We start from the raw sequence: 19,510 nt of genomic DNA on the forward strand, positions 1-19,510 counted from the left end.
TCCGTTATTAAGAAAATATTTACATTTGGATAAAAATCGATTCGTAATATGCCAGATTGTTCTTATTTTTGTATCCTATTTTAAAACAAAAAACAATGCAACGCGACGAAAAGATTTTTGAGTTGATTGAAGAAGAAAAAGAAAGGCAGATCAACGGCTTAGAATTAATAGCTTCTGAAAATTTTGTTAGTGAACAGGTGATGGAAGCTGCTGGTTCTGTTCTTACGAATAAATATGCCGAAGGATATCCGGGTAAACGATATTACGGCGGTTGTGAAGTAGTTGATGTTGTAGAAAGAATAGCCATTGATAGGGCAAAAGAACTTTTTGGAGCTGAGTATGCTAATGTGCAACCACATTCCGGTTCGCAGGCGAATACGGCGGTATACCATGCTTGTTTAAAACCAGGTGATAAAATCCTGGGCTTTGATTTATCTCATGGAGGGCACTTAACCCACGGTTCCCCGGTAAACTTTTCAGGTAAATTATATAATCCTGTTTTTTACGGAGTTGAAGAAAGTACCGGAAGATTGGATTATGATAAAATTCAGGAAATCGCGACTCAGGAAAAACCACAACTAATTATTGCAGGAGCATCGGCTTATTCCCGTGAAATTGATTATAAAAGATTTAGAGAAATTGCAGATAGTGTAAATGCTATTTTATTAGCTGATATTGCACATCCTGCAGGATTAATTGCTAAAGGCTTATTAAGTGATCCTGTACCGCATTGCCATATTGTAACTACGACTACTCATAAAACCCTAAGAGGTCCTAGGGGTGGTTTAATGATTATGGGTAAAGATTTTGAAAACCCGTTCGGAATCACTTTAAAAAACGGTAAAAAACGAATGATGTCTTCTCTCTTAGACAGTGCCGTTTTTCCGGGTAACCAGGGAGGTCCGTTGGAACATATTATTGCAGCAAAAGCTATTGCTTTTAAAGAAGCTTTAAGTGATGAGTTTTTACACTATATGGTTCAGGTAAAAAAGAATGCTTCCGTGATGGCACAGGCATTTATGGACAAAGGGTATAAAGTGATCTCCGGAGGTACAGACAATCATATGATGTTGATTGATTTACGGAATAAAAATGTATCCGGAAAAGAAGCCGAAGAAGCTTTAGGTAAGGCAGATATTACCCTTAATAAAAACATGGTGCCGTTTGATGATAAATCCCCGTTTGTGACTTCCGGAATTCGGATTGGAACGGCGGCTATTACTACTCGTGGGTTAAAAGAAGATGATATGCAACGTATCGTCGAATTTGTTGATGAAGTAATTCAAAATATTAACGACGAATCTATTTTAAAATCCGTTGGTGATAAAGTACATATGATGATGTCAGACATGTCGCTTTTTGTAGCGTAAAGAATTGATAACTTTTTTAATGCTATTAAAAGTTAGTAACGAAGTGGTAAGGTTTTAAAGCCTTACCATTTTTTATATAATCAATACAGATAGATGCGAAATATATGAGAATGGTCAACCGATTTTGGCATTATTGACTTAGCGGTATGTTTTTATTGAAGAACGATATCACTATCAATATGTAATTTTTAATGTAAGGCTTTTACAATAGTTAAAGTGATTTCTCTTTTTCCGTTTAAATAATCACTAATTCGGGAAGCACTGGTGTTTAATAAAACCGCCAGGTCTTTTCGTTTAAACATACGTGATTCAATTATTTCCTGTAGGGAAAGAAGTCTTGTAGCTTTTATATATTTGTTGGCAGTAAGTAAAAAAAGAATTGAAAATGCAAAAACAAGAAAATATTAAAATACACGAAACAGCATTTGTAACTTCTACATTTCGCTCAATGAACGAAAACTTGAGTCAAGATTTTTTTTCAAAATTATGGGGAAATGAAAAAACTGAAATATGGATTAAGGAATACCTTAAAGAAGTTTCATCTGAGGAAACCTTCGCTCATTGTTTAAGAAACAGGTACTTCCTTGATAAAATTAGAGAAGTAATTAAAACTAACAATATTGAAGTCGTAATAAATTTTGGATGTGGTTTGAGTATGTACCCATTTCTATTAGATGAAAAATTAGTCAATATAGAAATTGACAAGGCTGAAATTATAGAATACAAGAAATCCAAAGTTGATATTTGGCAAACAACGGGTGCTCTTCCAAAACGAAATATTCATTTTATAGGTGTTGATTTAAGTAAAGATTACGAGCAAAAATTATTGGCTAAAATAAATTCAATAAAAAATAACAGACCCTGTTTTATACTAATTGAAGGGGTGTTGTTCTTTCTTAATAAAGAAGAAACAAACAAACTGTTTGACTTTTTTAATTTAATTCAAAATCAAGGTGATTTAATTGGTAGTGCCTCTTTCCAAGAATCATTAAAGGAAACTTTAGCGTTTAAAAAATTAATAATTTTCTTTGGTGGGAACGTTTCGAAAACAGGTGAAAGTGATTATCAAACAATACAAGATGAATATTATAGAAAAAGAAAAGAATATAAATTAATTGATCATCAAGATTATTTTAGTCTGTCAAAAAAATATGAGCATAAAATTGAATTGGAAAAAGACTTGATTTTAAATGAAAACTTTTATCTATTGGAAAAATCATCTTAAAATGTAATAAAAACATTCTGCCAACAAGGTATAAAAAACATAGGGCGTTTGTGCTAAACCTAAAGTTCTGTTCATATTAGCAAAGTCCGCTAAATATAAAATTTGGCGTTTATAGGAGAAAAGATAAAAGCATGATATTTATATTTAGCTAAGTAATAAACCGAAACGAAAGTGCTTATAACATGCCCTACGTTTCTTATACTGAACGTTAGCGATCATTAAAGGAAAAAATAAATGGAAATTAAAATAAGAGAAGCAAAACCATCAGAATTTGTAAATGTCTATAATTTAATAAAGGAATTTTCGGAATTCATCAAAACGCCTGAAAAAGTGAAGATAACTCCTGAACAAATGGTTATGGATGAAAAGTATTTTAAATGTCTTATCGCTACTAATGGAAATATGATTCTAGGATTTGCAACATATTTTTTCTCCTATTACTCTTGGACAGGAAAAGCTATTTATTTAGATGACTTATACGTTCCTGAAAAATATCGAAATCAAGGTATAGGAAGCAAGCTATTTGACAAGATAATCGAAATTGGAAAAACTGAAGATTGCTGTAAAATGAAATGGCAAGTGTCAAATTGGAATGAAAAAGCGCAAGACTTTTATAAAGATAGAGGAGCAATTATTGATGATGTTGAAGTTAACTGTGATTTAGAATTGAATTAAAAAACGAGTTGCTAACACTATATAATAATACATAGCTGCCCTTTAGATCAGCAACGTTTGTTATACTAACCGTTACTCGCAAGCTAAAAAAACAACATAGATTAAATTTAATTTACAATCCTTAATGAAAAACATAGTATCAATTTTAATAATATTAACAATACTATTTTCGTGTAAACAAAATAGTGAAATCAAAAAAAACAATGAAAGAGATTTCACCGCTATAAACGATACTTTAACTAAGGATTTACAAAAAGCCTTTGAGAAAGGTGCTATTATTGGGTTTTCTGTATCAGTAGTTGACGAAAACGGAGTGGTTTACGAAAACGGGTTTGGTTACAGAGATATAGAATTAGAAAAAAAGTATACACCAAATACGACTCAAAATATTGCTTCAATTTCTAAAACTTTAATAGGAGTTTCACTATTGAAAGCGCAAGAATTGGGAAAATTAAATTTGGATGACCCAATTAACAAATACCTTCCTTTCAAAATAACAAATCCCAATTATCCTGATAAACCAATTTTAATTAAACATCTTGCATATCATTCATCTTCGATAATTGATGTTGATGAAGTGTATGCAAAGTCTTATGTTTTAAAAAAATCTAAACATAATGATAATGAAGGAGTATATGATTGGTTTAGTATGCCCGAAAAGAGAATTTCACTCATCGAATTTCTCAATAATAGCCTTACTGAAAACGGGAAATGGTATACTAAAGAGATCTTTGCCAATATAGAACCTGGTGTAATGAGAAAATATTCAAACATTGGAGCTGCTCTTTGTGCACAAATAATTGAATATGCTACTGGACAAGATTACCAATCTTTTACAAAAGATTATATACTACAACCTTTAAAAATGACATCTTCAGGTTGGTCCTCAAAAGATATTGACACTACAAAACGTTCAAGATTATTTGCAAACAAAGAAATGCTTATAGCTGAATATTCCTTGATTACCTATGCAGACGGCGGTTTTATCACTTCAAATAACGATTTAGGATTGTTTTTAACAGAGTTAATGAAAGGCTACAAAGGTTCAGGCACACTTTTGAACAAAGAGAGTTATACGAAGTTGTTTAAAAAACAAAAATTCCCAAACGTAGAAACTGAACAAGAATTTGGGATTTTTATGGAATTTAGTAAAGAGTTTATTAAAATTAAAGATGATGTAATTGGTCATAATGGGTCCGACCCAGGAGTTATGACTGCTATGTATTTTAATCCAAAAACTGAAACAGGTAAAATACTTTTAGTAAATACAGATTCAGATTTTAATGAAAATTTTTGGCCAGAAGTAGCATCAATTTGGAATTCATTGATTAAATACGAGACCGAATTGAACAGCGGGAAAGCCAGTAGGTAGCAACGGCTATAAGCAATGCGGAATTAAGTGCTTAAACCGAAAGAGATCGCAAATTCGCAATGACCGCCAAAACCTTGTTTTGGCTCTGTGTTCAACTACAGTGTTAAATTAAAAGGCCAATTTTCTTACAATGTTTTGTTCTAAATTGAAAGTTATAGCTTTTAATATGCCAGTAACCGTCAGTAAAAATAAAAAATTTCACAAAAACCTTATTCTTAAAAATATTGGTGTAAATTTGATTTAATTATGAACCAATTACACTAAACTATGGTAAGACAAAGTATTTCTTTTACGCAACCAAATGATGAATGGTTAAAATTGCAAGTAAATAGCAAAGAGTATTCTAGTAAAAGTGAATTGATTAATGATTTGATAAGACAGGCTAGAAATCAACAAACTCAAATAGACTGGATTAGAGCCAAACTAGATAGAGCTGAGCAAACTGGATTTACAAAGGATTCAAAACAAGATATTTTAGCAGAAGCGAAATTACGATTGAATGGCTAAATACAAATTGAGTAATGAAGCAAAAGAAGATTTAATACGAATTTATAAATACGGAATTAAAAAATTTGGAGAGATTCAAGCTGATAAATATTTTGACTTATTCTTTGAATATTTTGACACTATAGCAGATAGGCCATTCTCTTTTGAGGCTGTGGATTATATTAAAGATGGTTATAGACGCTGCCCTTGTGGAGTTGATAGTATTTATTACAAAATTAATAATGATAATATGGTAGAAATAATAGCTATTGTAGGACGTCAAGACTTAAAAAACATTTTCGAATAATATAAAAGAAGTAGGTAACAAAGTGGTAAGGTTTTAATGCCCTACCACTTTTTATATAATTAATCAATTCAAATAGCTTTAAAATGTATAAGAATTGTCAACAGGTGTGTAGAATATTAGCCTGGTGATATCTTTTTATTGGAGAATGATATCACTATCAATATTTAATTTTTGATGTAAGGCCTTTGCAATATTTAAAGTGATTTCTCTTTTTCCATTCAGGTAATCACTAATTCGGGAAGCACTGGTGTTTAATAAAACCGCTAGGTCTTTTCTTTTTAATCCCATTTCAAACATACGTAATTCAATCATTTCCTGTAAGGAAGGAAGTCCTATAGGAAAATGAGTTTCTTCATATTGTTCAATAGTATCTGTAATAACTTCAAATTCTTTCCCTAAAGGGCTATCGATAGGTGTCTGATCGTCAACACGATCAATTAATTCTTCTAAACGAAGATTTGCCTTTATATAATCCTTATATGTTATTGATTTTTTCATGTTTCTATAGTTCATCAATTCCCATCTTCCTCTCGATCTCTAAACATCACACTTTCATAAGCACCAATATCCGGAGCATTCATATCCCTCGTTTTTCCGGTAATATCTACGCCCATACCCGGTGCCGTTGCTTTTCCGTCTGCTGCTGATTCTTCACCTATATTTAGAAAATTCTGGCTTTTTCTACGTAAATCTAAGTCTGTATCATCATCGGTAAAACGGTCGAGATTTCTTCTGTAATCTGCATCTTCATTCAAGATAATATCGCGGTACAAAGCAGTATCAGTAAAATCATACAATTCCGGGTTTTCCGGTTCAGTACTGGGGGGTGTATATTGAATTAAACAATTTTTAAAATTAAAGTTAAAGGCAGCCTGATCGGTTTTATTAAAACCAATCTCTTGCTGACGGTTACCGTTAATAATACAATTAGTAAAATTAGCTTCAACCAGGTCAGCAATTACTAAGGTTGCCTCATCTGTATTGGGGTTCACCAGTATATTATTATCAATAAGTACAGAAGGAAATTCTCTTTGAGAACCGTTTTGCCAGTAATTAGCAAACGTACAATGTTCAAAATTGTAAATACCGCCCAGAGAACAACTAACGGCAACCTGTCCGGCATTATTGATTACTACATTTTCACCCCTTACGTTTCCGGTTCGCATCAATAACCCCACGTTGGACTGGTTATAAATTTGCGTATTTGTAATTTCTAGGGTAGGATCGGTACCACCATCGTTAGAAGCCATTAAAATTCCGACGGTTCCGTTTTTAATAGTAGCATGGTTTATTTTATGATTAGTGCTTCCTGCAGTTAACCAGATAAAACCCCATTGTCCCGGTATTTCGCTAAATTCTGGTTCCAGGCGGTCACCTTCAAAAATGACTTCATTTTCTTGTAATAACGGATCGGTACTTACCTCTCCATTTACTTGTAATGACGCCATATTTGCAGCAATCAGGCCTGAGTTTTCGTGAAAATGGATTCTGGTACCTGCCTCTATGGTTAAGGTTTTTTCCGGTGGAATCGCTGCAAATCCGTAGATGACATAGGGCTTTTCGTTGGTAAACGTAAGTTCATCATCATCCAGGAAAAAACCTTCAATTCGTATTTCATCTTCATTCTCGTCCAAACCTAAAAGTAAAGTTTCCGTTTCCCCGGTCATATTATCACGCGAAGGAAATAAAAATACCGCGTCTTTTATCAAGGTAACCAAATCAACATCTTGCTGATTGCCATCCGGGTCAAAAAGAATCTGATCGGTGTATAAAAATTCAGTTTCAGAAGATTGTTGTGTGATGTCGGTTGTAGTTTCAACAAAAATAAAAATACTGTCTTTTGCTAAAATCTGTATATCGTTAAAAGAAGTACCCGCAATTCCATCCACATTTAAGCGGTAATTTGAGGCTTCCCCATTTCTTAAAGTAATTCTTGGAATAGTAAAATCATCTCCCGTTCTATTATACACTTTAAATTGATAAGTACTTGAACTAATATTAGAAAAGATAGTATCTAGGACTAAGGTATCCGTTGAAAATTCAAGGTTTCCCGTACTAGGCTCCGAATCAAAATCCTTTCGGCAAGAACTCCAAAAGATAATCGTAAAACAGGAAATTAAAACAAAAATATATTTTTTCATATGCTTTTAACAGAAGTAATCCGTAATGTAAAATACGAATATAAAATAAAGTACGATCAAAACAGAAGTTTTGACTCTTTATACATTACTATTTAAAACAGTTTAATCCGTTTTTTATTTTAGTAAAGGTATTTTTAAACGTCAAAATCGAAAAATTAAAAACATTAAAATAATGATAGTATAATTATTTCTAAAACCACCAGAATCTTAAAAACAGGTTGAAGTAACCCATAAAACATTTGTACCTTTGTCATCATTTTTTAATTATACAATACAAAATTTATGAGTACCTATGATGTAGTAGTAATCGGGTCCGGGCCAGGCGGATATGTAGCAGCCATACGTTGCGCACAATTAGGATTAAAAACTGCCATTATCGAAAAATATGCTACGCTGGGAGGAACTTGTCTTAATGTAGGTTGCATTCCAAGTAAAGCCTTACTAGATTCTTCTCATCATTATGAAGATGCTGTAAAACACTTTGAAGACCACGGAATTGAAGTGCCGGGCGAAATAAAAGTAAACCTGGAAAAAATGATTGCCCGTAAACAGGCGGTAGTCGATCAAACTTGCGATGGGGTGCAATTTTTAATGAAGAAAAATGACATTACTGTATATGAAGGGGTAGGTTCTTTTAAAGATAAAACTCATATTACTATTAAAAAATCAGACGGTTCTGAAGAAACTATCGAAAGTAAAAATATAATCATAGCTACCGGTTCCAAACCAGCTACCTTACCTTTTATCAACATTGATAAAAAACGCGTAATCACTTCCACAGAAGCTTTAAAACTAAAAGAAATCCCCAAACATATGGTGATTATTGGTGGCGGGGTGATCGGATTAGAGTTAGGACAGGTGTACAGAAGGATAGGAGCAGAGGTTTCGGTGATTGAATACCTGGACCGTATTATTCCCGGAATGGATCGTGCCCTTTCTCGCGAACTACAAAAAGTGATGAAAAAACAAGGGGTTAAATTTTATACCTCTCATAAAGTTACCGAAGTAAAAGTTGCGGATAAACAAGTTACCATTACCGCCGAAGATAAAAAAGGAAAGTCGGTGGAATTTGAAGGGGATTACTGCCTGGTTTCCGTAGGGAGAAGGCCGTATACCGACGGATTAAACCTGGAAGCTGCCGGAGTAAATTTAAATGATAAAAATCAAGTCGAGGTAAATGATCATTTACAAACCAGCGTTTCTCATATTTACGCAATTGGTGATGTAATTAAAGGTGCTATGTTAGCGCATAAAGCGGAAGAGGAAGGTGTATTTGTAGCGGAAACTATTGCAGGACAGAAACCACATATTGACTATAACCTAATCCCCGGAGTAGTATATACCTGGCCGGAAGTAGCAGCAGTAGGTAAAACCGAAGATGAATTAAAAGAAGCAGGCATCGCTTATAAATCCGGCCAATTCCCGTTTAGGGCCTTAGGAAGATCCCGTGCAAGCGCGGATTTGGACGGTTTTGTAAAAATCCTTGCTGATGAAAAAACAGATGAAGTATTAGGAGTGCATATGATAGGGGCAAGATGTGCCGATTTAATTGCCGAAGCAGTAACTGCTATGGAATTTAGGGCATCCGCCGAAGATATTGCAAGAATGTCGCACTCACATCCGACATTTGCAGAGGCTGTAAAAGAAGCAGCCCTAGCTGCCACGGAAAACCGTGCTTTACATGTGTAAAGTTTATTTTTCTTGTTTGATATTGAGATAAGTATATGAAACCTTTAGAATGTTTAAGGGAAAAAAGCGTTAATTCGAGTATTTTTTCGTAATGAAATGAAGAAAACATAGCCTGTCCTTGATTTAATCGAGGATATCGAGAATAGCTTTTTTAAATAGAATCCTTGTTCTTGATACAGTTCTTCCTTTAGTTATAGAAATCGAACTGACGAATTTTATAATAATTATTATTTATGCATCACAGATAAAAGAAGTAGATAAAATAAAAGGGCTTGTCTAAAAAGTAATAAAAATTGTTATGCAGTCGCAACGAATAATTCGTCTGCGCTGATTATAGGCAGTAGTCAAAATGATTTAAAAATTAAATTTTATTTTTCAATTTTACTCGAAACGCCAGTAGCATAAACATTTTAGACAATCTCTAATTCTTGTTAAAATAAGAAAAGAACTTAATAACCTAACTCTGAGTAACTTAAACAACTTAATAACAAATAACTATCCCAATACAAGTGAAATATTCCGAAGCTTACTATAATACTTATCAACACCTCCCCGAAGAGTTAGCCAAGCAATACACGAACCTTCGATTTGATAACCATTGTTATTTACGAATCGCTTTAGATAATACTTTTAAAGCCAAATGGGATACGGTTTTAAAAAGACCCGCCTATAAAAACCTTAGTGCAACGGAACGCGAAGAAGTTTTAAACTTACTCAAAACCTATAAAACGAACGAAGCCCTGTTACAGGAACATAATAAAAATTCCTTAGAATGGAGGGGTAAAAAATAAGAGTTACTGCTACACTATTCAGTTCTGTGACTTCCATCACAATAAGGAGGATTGCTGGTTAACTTACAGGTGCATAGAGAAGCTTTTTTATCTTTTTCCACCGAAAAAATCATTGGAACACCGCCTTCATTTTTATGAGCACCATTGCAAAAAGGTTGTTTCTCGCTATACCCACAACTACACCAGGCGTATTTGGTATCTTTTTCTAATTCTATAACTACCGGTTGGTTTCCTGCTCTCTTTGGTGTACTCATAATTCACAATTTTTGTTTTTGTGAAAGTATTTAAAAATGAGTTTAGATTGAAAATAAATTAGGAATGCAAGTACCGTAAATTTTAAATTCTAAGTTCTGACCCCTTTTAAAACATTAAAATTTAAAGCTTCAACTTTCATCTTTTAACTTTGGGAGTAGACATGCCTTTCTTCCCTTCCTATATTCTAGCTTGATAAGTGTATAGATCATGATACCGGCCTTCTTTGGTGATTAATTCCTGGTGCGTACCTCTCTCAGCAATACGTCCGTTTTCAATCACTAGAATTTGATCGGCTTTTCGGATGGTACTTAGCCGATGTGCAATAACAAAAGTGGTTCGGTTTTGCATTAAGGTTTCCAGGCTTTTTTGAATTAAAGCTTCACTTTCCGTATCCAGGTTAGAGGTAGCTTCATCTAAGATGATAATTTTAGGATCTGATAAAATAGCCCGTGCAATCGCAATACGTTGCTGTTGGCCCCCCGATAATTTAACCCCACGTTCTCCAATTTTAGTTTCCAGGCCTTCCTCAAAACGATCGGTAAATTCATCTACATAAGCTGCCTTTACCGCTTTGGTAATTTCCTCTTCGGTAGCATTGGGTTTTGGGAATATAATATTTTCCCGTATGCTACCTTCAAATAAAAATTCATCCTGTAAAACCACTCCCAGGTATTTCCGATAACTGTTCAGTTTAACTTCCGCTAGGTTTTTTTCGTCAATACAAATAGTACCCGAATCCGGATTTAAAAAAGAAGCAGCTAATCCGGCAATCGTGGATTTACCGGAACCCGAACTTCCTACCAGGGCAGTTACACTTCCCGCCGGGGCTTCAAACGATATGTTATGTAAAACTTCTTTATTTTCTTCGTAAGAAAAGGAAACGTCCTTAAACACTAACTTTCCGGTTAAATTCGTTAACTCCAACGTTCGATTCACATCATCATCTTCGGTTTCCAGATTCATTAGCTCTTCCGTACGGTCAAGACCTGCCAAAGCTTCGGTCAATTGACTCCCGATATTACTCATTTGTACGATAGGAGCGATCATAAATGCCAGTACCATGGTAAAAAATAAGAAATCCCCGGTGGTCATAGATCCTTCAATCATATAATAACCGCCAATTCCCATGATTCCGGTAGAAGCAACCCCCGCCAGTAAAAACGTAGAGGAACTGGTCATCAAGGCCGTAGCCGTCAAACTTTTTTTAACATTGATAAAGATACGATTCACCCCTTCTTCAAAAACCTGGCTTTCTTGTTCTTCAGCGTTAAAACCTTTAATTACCCGTACCCCGCCCAAGGTCTCGGTTAATCTTCCTTTTACCTCCGCATTAATTTTTCCTCGTTTTCTAAAAATAGGTCGGATGTATTTAAAAGCCTTCAACACAACAAACCCAAATATGGATATGGGAATAAGGACAAACATGGTCATCAGCGGATTAATATATATCAACAACCCAAAAGATACAATGGCCGTAAATGTACCACCTACTAATTGTACTAATCCAGTACCGATCAAATTACGAACGCCTTCCACATCACTCATAATCCGGGAGACCAGAGCCCCTGACTTATTATCATTAAAAAAGCGTATCGGTAGCGCCAGTACTTTTCGTTGCACCTGGGCTCTTAATTCCGAAATTAAGTACTGCGCCTGTACACTTAAAATACGGGTAAGTAAAAAGGAAGTGATGGCTTGGATTAGAATGGCAATCGCGACTATAAACAATAACTCGTATAAGCCGTCAAAATCCCTTTCCGGAATGATTTCATCTAATAAGACTTTACTTTTCCAGGGAAGTACCAATCCTGCCAGTCGTCCTACTACAATAAGCACTAAACCTATCAACACCAGGTTTCTCCTGGGCCAGATGATGGTCTTAAAGGCTTGTAGAATACTGACTTTATTTTTTTTGGTTTCCGAAGAATTCGTTTGTACAGTAGAACGCATAGATCTTTTTAGACTATTTTAAAATTTGATAAGAAAAATTATAATTATTTTCATTAGTGTCTGGTTAAAATAAATAAAAGTTTACAAAGTATAGTAAAATAAAGTAATTCCAAACTTTGAACTGTTTAGACTGCTTTGTCACTTTTTAAAAGCAATTGGTTCTTTAATGTAAAAATTCACTCTAGTTTAAATAAGCGTTGTTAATATTATTACATAAAACACTGATAATCAGATTTTAAAATTAGCATCATCAAAACATCCTTCCCCAACCCTTCCTTCGAAGGAAGGGAGCAAAAAAGTCTCCCTTTGAAGGGAGATTTAGAGGGATGTTCAGCATTATTTTGATAACAATGCTAATTTAAACTAGAGTCTAAAAATTCATTACATTATTGATTTTCAATACTATAGTGATTAGTCTTAATTCTTGTTTCTAGAAGCGATAGCGAACTGCCCGTCTGCAAGCGAGTCTTGAATCTTTACCGGACAATAATGCATCACTTTCTCTTTTTATGCTTTAAGTTAAAGGTTTTATCCCCTTTAGTTTTCGGTTTTTTATATTTCTTTTTAATTTCGCGTTGGTATTTTCCGCCTAAATTTACTTTTTTATTTTTCTCCTTTTTTTCATGAAAAGCAGGTCCTACTTCATCCTCCGGTCGTCGGTTTGGATTGTAATGTTCTTTGACTTTTTCCTGTTCTTCAGGTATTAGTTCAGTAGATACGTCTACTGCTTCCGGTAGGATATCCAAGCTGATTTTTTGCTCCATCAATTCTTCGATTTCTTCCCTAAACTCCTTTTCTTTAGGCGTAGTAAAAACCAGCGAAACGCCTTTTTTTTCAGCCCTTCCGGTTCGTCCAATACGATGCATGTAATTTTCCGGATATTCCGGAGTATCCAAATTGATCACGTGGCTAATATCGTAGATATCCAAACCTCTCGCCATAATATCCGTAGCAATCAATATCCGAATGTCACCGGATTCAAAGTTTTCAATACTTCGTAACCGGTAATTTTGGGTTTTATTGGAGTGTATGACCGCACATTCTTCCGGAAATTCCTGTTCTAATTGCTCAAAAAGCCGGTCAGCCAATTTTTTATGATTGATAAATACCAAAACTTTAGTAAAATCCGACCGTTTTTCCAGTAAATACAGTAAGAAATTTACTTTCGTATTAAAATTAGGAAGATCGTAAGTAAATTGTTCGATATTTTCTAAAGGTGTCCCGCTTCTGGCTACAGAAACCTTTTGTGGTTTATTAAATATTTGTTCGATAATAGCTTCCACTTCCTGGGTCATGGTTGCTGAAAACATAATATGTTGTCGCTGACGTGGTAAGATATCAAAAATGTTCATTAATTGGGGGCGAAACCCCAAATCTAACATAACATCTACTTCATCAATCACTATCTTCTGTATGGATTTTAATTGCAAAGCCCGACAAGCCGCCAGGTCAAACAACCGCCCCGGAGTTGCTACGACTATATCCAGTCCGGCAGCGACCTGCTCTTTTTGCGTATTGATATTGGTACCCCCATACACTCCGGCACATCGAATGTTAAGGTATTTGCTCAACTTTTCAATTTCGCTAAATACCTGTACTACCAATTCACGGGTAGGAACAAGAATAAGTACTCTCGGGTTTTGTTGAACCGAATACTTTAAAGAACGTAAAATGGGTAATAAATATGCAAAGGTCTTTCCGGTACCGGTTTGTGCAATGCCCACGACATCCTTACCGGACATAATAGGAGAAAAAGCCTCTATCTGAATCGGGGTTGCAGTTTGAAAACCTAAATCGTCCAGGGCATTCTGTAAGGAATTGCTTAAATTAAATTCAGTAAAATTCACAAAAAACAGTCTTTACTTACAAAGGTAGACTTATTTTGTTAGGGGTATCATTTTAATTACTTTTGAATTCTTGAAATGTACAAATGAATAAAATACTGGCTATCGCCGGATCAAATAGCACAACTTCTATTAATCAACGCTTGGTAGAATGGGTGGCGGGGGAATTACCAGGTCAAAAAGTGAAAGTGTTAAAAATTGGTTCGTACCAAATACCTATATATAGCGAAGATCTGGAACGTACTTCCGGCATCCCCGGACAAATTATGGGTATTGCAAAAGAAATAGAAGAAGCCACAGCCCTGATACTCTCTGTAAGTGAACATAACGGAACCTGGAGTGCTTTTTTTAAGAACATTATAGATTGGCTGTCCCGATACAACCGGAACTTCCTGGAACATAAAAAAATACTGTTGATGAGTACCTCTCCCGGGCAACGGGGCGGACTGACTGCGGTAGAACACGCACGGCAAATTTTACCAAGATTTAGCGGAGAAGTCGTAGAAAGTTTTAGCTTTCCTTCCTTTTATCAAAATTTTAATAAAGAAATGGGTACGGTCACGAATGAAGTTTTATTATTAGGATTACGGGAAGTATTAACGACTTTCTCTCAAAACCTGATGGAAAGCTGAGAACCTCAACCACATATCCGCTTCCTGAGCATTTGGGTTTATTTAAAAAAAAACTGTTACAGTGGTCACAACAATTTGAAGAGGTCATATGGCTGGATTCCAATCAGTATCCTCAGCGCTACGGTAGCTACGAAGCTATTATGGCTACCGATGCTTTTACCGTCCTAAAAACTGATGCTTACCAGGCATTTGATAAATTAAACGAATACCAACAGCAAACCGCCGACTGGATATTCGGGTATTTGTCTTATGACCTTAAAAATGATGTGGAAAATTTAACTTCAAAAAACCCCGACTATATAGGGTTCCCGGAACTTTATTTTTTTCAACCGAAGCGGCTATTTTTAATTAGAAAGGACAAGGTAGAAGTTTTGTACCTAAATATGGTTTCAGATGAAGTGGAAGCGGATTGGAAGGAAATTCTTCAAACTAGAACTAAAACTTCTGCGGTATCAAAGACTTCAGGGAATAGTAACATCCGGATTAAGTTACGGATGAGTAAAAATGCATACAGAGAAAAAGTAAAAACCATTTTAGATCATATTCATCGTGGCGATATTTACGAAGCTAATTTTTGTCAGGAGTTCTATGCGGAACATAGTGAAATTGATCCAATTCAAAGCTATTTTTACTTAAATAACATCTCGCAACCACCTTTTGCAACTTTTCTAAAACTGGATCAACTTTATTTACTTTCTGCTTCGCCGGAACGCTATATTAAAAAATCCGGAATCCAGGTAACATCACAACCTATCAAAGGAACTGCAAAACGTTCAAAAGACCTGGAAAAAGATCGCAGATTAAAAATGTCTTTAAAGAATGACGCTAAAGAACAGTCAGAAAATATTATGATTGTGGATTTAGTTAGAAACGACTTATCCAAAATAGCAAATACAGGTTCGGTTAGCGTTGAAGAATTATGCGGATTATATACTTTTAAGCAAGTACATCAGATGGTATCCACCGTAAGTGCTCAGGTAAATGCTGACCAATTACCAGTTTCTATTTTACGAGCTACCTTCCCGATGGGAAGTATGACCGGAGCTCCTAAAATTAAAGCTATGCAAATTATTGAAGCCTACGAAATTTCAAAAAGAGGATTGTATAGCGGTTCAGTTGGATATTTTGACCCTAAGGGAAATTTTGATTTTAATGTAGTTATTCGTAGTATCTTGTATAATCAAAAAACAAAGTATATTTCAACCATGGTGGGGAGTGCCATTACGGCAAAAAGTAATTCGGGTAAAGAATACGAAGAATGTTTGTTAAAAGCCAAAGCCATGCGGGAAGCATTGGAAATAAATAGTTTGTAATTTTGAACTTGTGAATAATCTGGTAGCCACATTTAAAGAACATCTGGAAAAGAACTTTTCCGAACTACTTGATACTCCTTTTTTAATTGCCTGTAGTGGGGGAGTGGATAGTATGGTATTAGTATCTTTATGCCAACAACTATCCCTGAATTTTGGGATAGCCCATTGCAATTTCGAACTAAGGGCAGAAGAAAGTGACGGAGACGAAAGATTTGTTCAGGAAACTGCCCATTTACTACAAATACCTCTATTTCAAAATAGGTTTGATACTACAAAAGAGGCTAAAACCAGAAAAAAATCAATTCAGGTAACCGCACGTGAATTACGTTATCAATGGTTTAAAGAATTAATAGCTACCCAAAATTTTGAATTTGTACTAACTGCACATCATCTGGACGACGTTCTGGAAACGTATTTAATAAACCTGTCCCGGAGTACGGGAATCGAGGGACTTACGGGTATTCCGGAAAGAAACAAACACATTGTAAGGCCATTACTGTTGTTTTCAAGAGAACAACTGCTTTCGTATGCCTTACAAGAGGAAATATCCTGGCGGGAAGATTCGAGTAATCAAGGGATAAAATATTTACGCAATCAACTTCGACATTCGGTGATTCCGGCATTAAAAGGTACTAACCAGAACTTTTTACAAAATTTTAAACATACTATTGACTTTCTAAGCGAAAGCCAGGATTTTATCCGATGTCAGATAGATGCTATTTCAAAACAAATTATCCGTAAAACTTCTGACAATGAGTTCGAAATTTTAATTGAAAAATTAAAGGTTTACCCAAATCCATCTTTTATTCTGTATCAATTATTAAAAGATTATAATTTTACCGCATGGAAAGATATTAATCGGTTACTTACTGCTGAATCTGGTAAATTTGTGACTTCTCCCACCCATCAAATTAGTAAACACCGGAAGGTTTTAATAGTTGCTCCGACAAACTTAGAAATAGCTAATAGTACTGCTTTTTATCCAATTACCGAAAGTGACACTACAGTTTGTTTTCCTGGTGGAATGTTAAAAATGACTCAAGTTAAAGAATATACTAAAGCGTCTATTAATGAAATTTATATAGATCAGGAAAGGTTAAGCTTTCCTTTAAGGATTCGAAAAAAAGAGGAAGGAGATTACTTTTACCCTCTAGGTCTAGGAGGGAAAAAGAAAATTAGTAAATTTTTCAGGGACGAAAAACTATCTTTACCCGAAAAAGAAAAAGTTTGGATTTTAAGCAGTGGTGATAAGGTCGTTTGGATAATTAACCATCGGGCAGATGAACGTTTTAAAGTCAAAAGTAACACAAATAAAATAGTGAAAATAGTCTTCTATGAATAAGTACTTCTGGATTATAATTTTAGCGTTATCAACCTTTTTGGGTCATAGTCAAATTTTTGATCCGGTACAATGGAATGCTACGATTGAAAAAGCTGATGATCATACTTTTACCCTAGGCTTTAAAGCCAAAATTGAAGAAAATTGGCATGTATACTCCCAAAAAGAATACCCCGAAGATGCTATTGCACCCATACCTTTATCCCTTGATTTTAAAGATCAGGAAAAAAAATATGAATTAATAGGTATCACCACAGAAAGTGAAACAAAAACCAGTTTTAACGATGTTTTTAAGTTGGATGAAACCTACTTCGTTAATTCCGCTTTCTTACAACAAATAATAAAGTTTATAGATACACCGATACCCGTAAAAGTAGAGATTAAATACCAGGTTTGTAAAGAGGTTTGTTTAAATGAAAGTGCCTATTTTATTTTTACCCCTGCAAGTTTAAAAGCACAGGTTGTAGAGGCATCCGTTTTTGAAGGAAAAGAAGAAAATGTATCTACTGTTCCAGTTATCACTCCGTCATTCGATCAATCTGCAGATACCAATACCGCAGTAAATAGTAATACTACGGGGATAGAGGAAGAGCAAAATTTATGGGCGTTGTTTTTTATTGCTTTTTTATCCGGATTTGCCGCCTTGCTGACCCCCTGTGTTTTTCCTATGATTCCCATGACCGTCAGTTTTTTTACCAAACAAAGTAAAACCAAAGCTTCCGGGATTAGAAATGCTATATTTTATGCCATCTTTATTATTGTAATTTACGTAGGACTGGGTTCAATTGTCACTGCTATTTTTGGAGCAGATGCTTTAAATTCCTTGTCCACAAACGTCTGGTTCAATCTGGTTTTTTTCCTGCTTTTATTAGTATTTGGATTTTCATTTTTAGGAGCGTTTGAGATTGTATTACCTAATTCCTGGGCTAATAAAATAGACCGGAAATCAGAAAGGGGAGGAGTTGTGGGGATCTTTTTTATGGCCTTAGCCCTTGCTATTGTTTCCTTTAGCTGTACGGGTCCGATTGTAGGAACTATTCTCGTAGAAGCCGCTTCAAAAGGAGGAATTGCCCCTTTAGTCGGTATGTTCGGTTTTTCTTTAGCAATTGCCTTACCTTTTGCCGTCTTCGCTTTATTTCCAGGTTGGTTGCAATCTTTGCCTAAAAGCGGAAGCTGGTTAAATACGGTCAAAGTATTCCTTGGGTTCTTAGAAATAGCCTTTGCCTTTAAATTTCTATCAAATGCTGACCTGGTTCTACAATTGCACCTATTAAATCGGGAAATATTTCTAGCAATCTGGATTGCCATCTTCGGGACTTTATCACTTTACCTGCTGGGTAAAATTAAATTACCTCACGATAGTCCGTTACCTTTTATTTCTGTAGGTAGGTTATCTTTAGCCCTGTTAAGCCTGGCGTTTACTTTGTATTTAATTCCGGGTTTATGGGGAGCTCCTTTAAAATTAATAAGTGGTTTCCCGCCACCCTCCAGTTACAGTGAATCTCCCAGGGGGTTAGGAACTTCTTCTCCAGTACTACTCAATGATCAATTACCTGAGGGAGCTACGTATGGCGAACATGATTTGATCGTTTTTAAAGATTATCAAGATGGATTGGCATATGCCAAAAGAGTTAACAAACCGGCACTTCTGGATTTTACCGGCTATGCTTGTGTCAATTGCCGAAAAATGGAAGAAAATGTATGGTCACAACCCGAAGTATTACGAAAGTTACGGGAAGAGGTCGTTTTAATTTCTTTATATGTGGATTATAAAAAGGAACTTCCGGAAGCAGAGCAGTATATTTCAAAAACAACCGGAAAAAAGATTAAAACCATTGGAAATAAATGGAGTGATTTTCAGATTGAACGCTACGCTGCAAATGCACAACCTTATTACGTATTAATTGATCATAACCAACAAAACTTAAATGCACCTATCGGGTACACCCCTGATGCAACGGATTATCTTAGTTGGTTAAAGGAAGGGATTGGAAATTTCTAGGTTTCTGTGAGTTGATTAGGCACTAGGCAGAAGGCAAAAGTTACTTGTTGTTAAGTTACTAAGTTATTTAGTTAATCAGTTATTGGGTTAATAGGTTATTTGGTGGCTTCAGCTTACAA

The 19,510-nt window shown here is 35.1% G+C and carries 18 protein-coding genes; 12 read left to right on the forward strand and 6 right to left on the reverse strand.

Annotated elements, in window-relative coordinates; translation table 11 throughout:
• Positions 1-95: 95 nt before the first annotated feature.
• The gene (gene glyA / locus NBT05_RS13745; RefSeq protein WP_265770432.1) at positions 96-1,370 is read left to right on the forward strand and encodes a serine hydroxymethyltransferase; all 1,275 of its coding nucleotides are present in this window, start codon (positions 96-98) and stop codon (positions 1,368-1,370) included.
• 188 nt (positions 1,371-1,558) lie between these two features.
• Here glyA and NBT05_RS13750 read toward each other — a convergent pair whose 3' ends face one another.
• The gene (locus tag NBT05_RS13750; protein ID WP_265770433.1) at positions 1,559-1,672 is read right to left on the reverse strand and encodes a helix-turn-helix domain-containing protein; all 114 of its coding nucleotides are present in this window, start codon (positions 1,670-1,672) and stop codon (positions 1,559-1,561) included.
• Between the two features lie 83 nt (positions 1,673-1,755).
• Here NBT05_RS13750 and NBT05_RS13755 point away from each other — a divergent pair, with 83 nt between their 5' ends.
• From NBT05_RS13755 to NBT05_RS13775, 5 genes are all read left to right on the forward strand, one after another.
• Positions 1,756-2,595: a class I SAM-dependent methyltransferase gene (locus NBT05_RS13755; RefSeq protein ID WP_265770434.1), complete on the forward strand. Its 840-nt coding sequence runs from the start codon at positions 1,756-1,758 to the stop codon at positions 2,593-2,595.
• Positions 2,596-2,829: 234 nt separating this feature from the next.
• Positions 2,830-3,270, forward strand: a complete 441-nt coding sequence (locus NBT05_RS13760) for a GNAT family N-acetyltransferase (protein ID WP_265770435.1) — start codon at positions 2,830-2,832, stop codon at positions 3,268-3,270.
• Between the two features lie 124 nt (positions 3,271-3,394).
• Complete coding sequence (locus NBT05_RS13765) at positions 3,395-4,642, forward strand: serine hydrolase domain-containing protein (protein WP_265770436.1); 1,248 nt, start codon at positions 3,395-3,397, stop codon at positions 4,640-4,642.
• A 267-nt stretch (positions 4,643-4,909) separates the two neighbouring features.
• Positions 4,910-5,149 carry a ribbon-helix-helix domain-containing protein gene (locus tag NBT05_RS13770; protein ID WP_265770437.1) on the forward strand — a complete coding sequence of 80 codons (240 nt, stop codon included), beginning with the start codon at positions 4,910-4,912 and terminating at the stop codon, positions 5,147-5,149.
• Positions 5,142-5,435 (forward strand): type II toxin-antitoxin system RelE/ParE family toxin, encoded by a 294-nt coding sequence (locus NBT05_RS13775; protein ID WP_265770438.1) that lies wholly within the window; start codon positions 5,142-5,144, stop codon positions 5,433-5,435. The genes NBT05_RS13770 and NBT05_RS13775 overlap by 8 nt, the downstream gene beginning before the upstream one ends.
• A 135-nt stretch (positions 5,436-5,570) precedes the next feature.
• Here NBT05_RS13775 and NBT05_RS13780 read toward each other — a convergent pair whose 3' ends face one another.
• Positions 5,571-5,933: a helix-turn-helix domain-containing protein gene (locus tag NBT05_RS13780; RefSeq protein ID WP_265770439.1), complete on the reverse strand. Its 363-nt coding sequence runs from the start codon at positions 5,931-5,933 to the stop codon at positions 5,571-5,573.
• A 14-nt stretch (positions 5,934-5,947) separates the two neighbouring features.
• The gene (locus tag NBT05_RS13785; protein WP_265770440.1) at positions 5,948-7,576 is read right to left on the reverse strand and encodes a hypothetical protein; all 1,629 of its coding nucleotides are present in this window, start codon (positions 7,574-7,576) and stop codon (positions 5,948-5,950) included.
• A gap of 282 nt (positions 7,577-7,858) precedes the next feature.
• Between NBT05_RS13785 and lpdA the strand changes: the two genes are divergently transcribed.
• Positions 7,859-9,265: a dihydrolipoyl dehydrogenase gene (lpdA, locus tag NBT05_RS13790; RefSeq protein ID WP_265770441.1), complete on the forward strand. Its 1,407-nt coding sequence runs from the start codon at positions 7,859-7,861 to the stop codon at positions 9,263-9,265.
• Between the two features lie 509 nt (positions 9,266-9,774).
• Complete coding sequence (locus NBT05_RS13795; RefSeq protein WP_265770442.1) at positions 9,775-10,056, forward strand: acetyltransferase; 282 nt, start codon at positions 9,775-9,777, stop codon at positions 10,054-10,056.
• Positions 10,057-10,070: 14 nt separating this feature from the next.
• Here NBT05_RS13795 and NBT05_RS13800 read toward each other — a convergent pair whose 3' ends face one another.
• The 3 genes from NBT05_RS13800 to NBT05_RS13810 form a co-directional block, all read right to left on the reverse strand.
• The gene (locus NBT05_RS13800) at positions 10,071-10,310 is read right to left on the reverse strand and encodes a CDGSH iron-sulfur domain-containing protein (RefSeq protein ID WP_265770443.1); all 240 of its coding nucleotides are present in this window, start codon (positions 10,308-10,310) and stop codon (positions 10,071-10,073) included.
• 178 nt (positions 10,311-10,488) lie between these two features.
• Positions 10,489-12,261 (reverse strand): ABC transporter ATP-binding protein, encoded by a 1,773-nt coding sequence (locus tag NBT05_RS13805; protein ID WP_265770444.1) that lies wholly within the window; start codon positions 12,259-12,261, stop codon positions 10,489-10,491.
• A gap of 494 nt (positions 12,262-12,755) precedes the next feature.
• The gene (locus NBT05_RS13810; protein WP_265770445.1) at positions 12,756-14,108 is read right to left on the reverse strand and encodes a DEAD/DEAH box helicase; all 1,353 of its coding nucleotides are present in this window, start codon (positions 14,106-14,108) and stop codon (positions 12,756-12,758) included.
• 83 nt (positions 14,109-14,191) lie between these two features.
• On the opposite strand from NBT05_RS13810, the gene NBT05_RS13815 reads away from it, so the two are divergent.
• The 4 genes from NBT05_RS13815 to NBT05_RS13830 are packed head-to-tail and all read left to right on the forward strand — an operon-like array spanning position 14,192 to position 19,391.
• Positions 14,192-14,737, forward strand: a complete 546-nt coding sequence (locus NBT05_RS13815) for an NADPH-dependent FMN reductase (protein ID WP_265770446.1) — start codon at positions 14,192-14,194, stop codon at positions 14,735-14,737.
• The gene (gene pabB, locus NBT05_RS13820; RefSeq protein ID WP_416346197.1) at positions 14,734-16,050 is read left to right on the forward strand and encodes an aminodeoxychorismate synthase component I; all 1,317 of its coding nucleotides are present in this window, start codon (positions 14,734-14,736) and stop codon (positions 16,048-16,050) included. Before NBT05_RS13815 ends, pabB begins: the two co-directional genes overlap by 4 nt.
• Before the next feature lie 10 nt (positions 16,051-16,060).
• Positions 16,061-17,392, forward strand: a complete 1,332-nt coding sequence (gene tilS, locus NBT05_RS13825; RefSeq protein ID WP_265770449.1) for a tRNA lysidine(34) synthetase TilS — start codon at positions 16,061-16,063, stop codon at positions 17,390-17,392.
• A complete protein-coding gene (locus NBT05_RS13830; protein ID WP_265770450.1) occupies positions 17,385-19,391 on the forward strand; it encodes a protein-disulfide reductase DsbD family protein in 2,007 nt (668 codons plus the stop codon). The genes tilS and NBT05_RS13830 overlap by 8 nt, the downstream gene beginning before the upstream one ends.
• Positions 19,392-19,510 lie beyond the last annotated feature (119 nt).

It is taken from the genome of Aquimarina sp. ERC-38 (genome assembly GCF_026222555.1).
GTDB lineage: Bacteria > Bacteroidota > Bacteroidia > Flavobacteriales > Flavobacteriaceae > Aquimarina.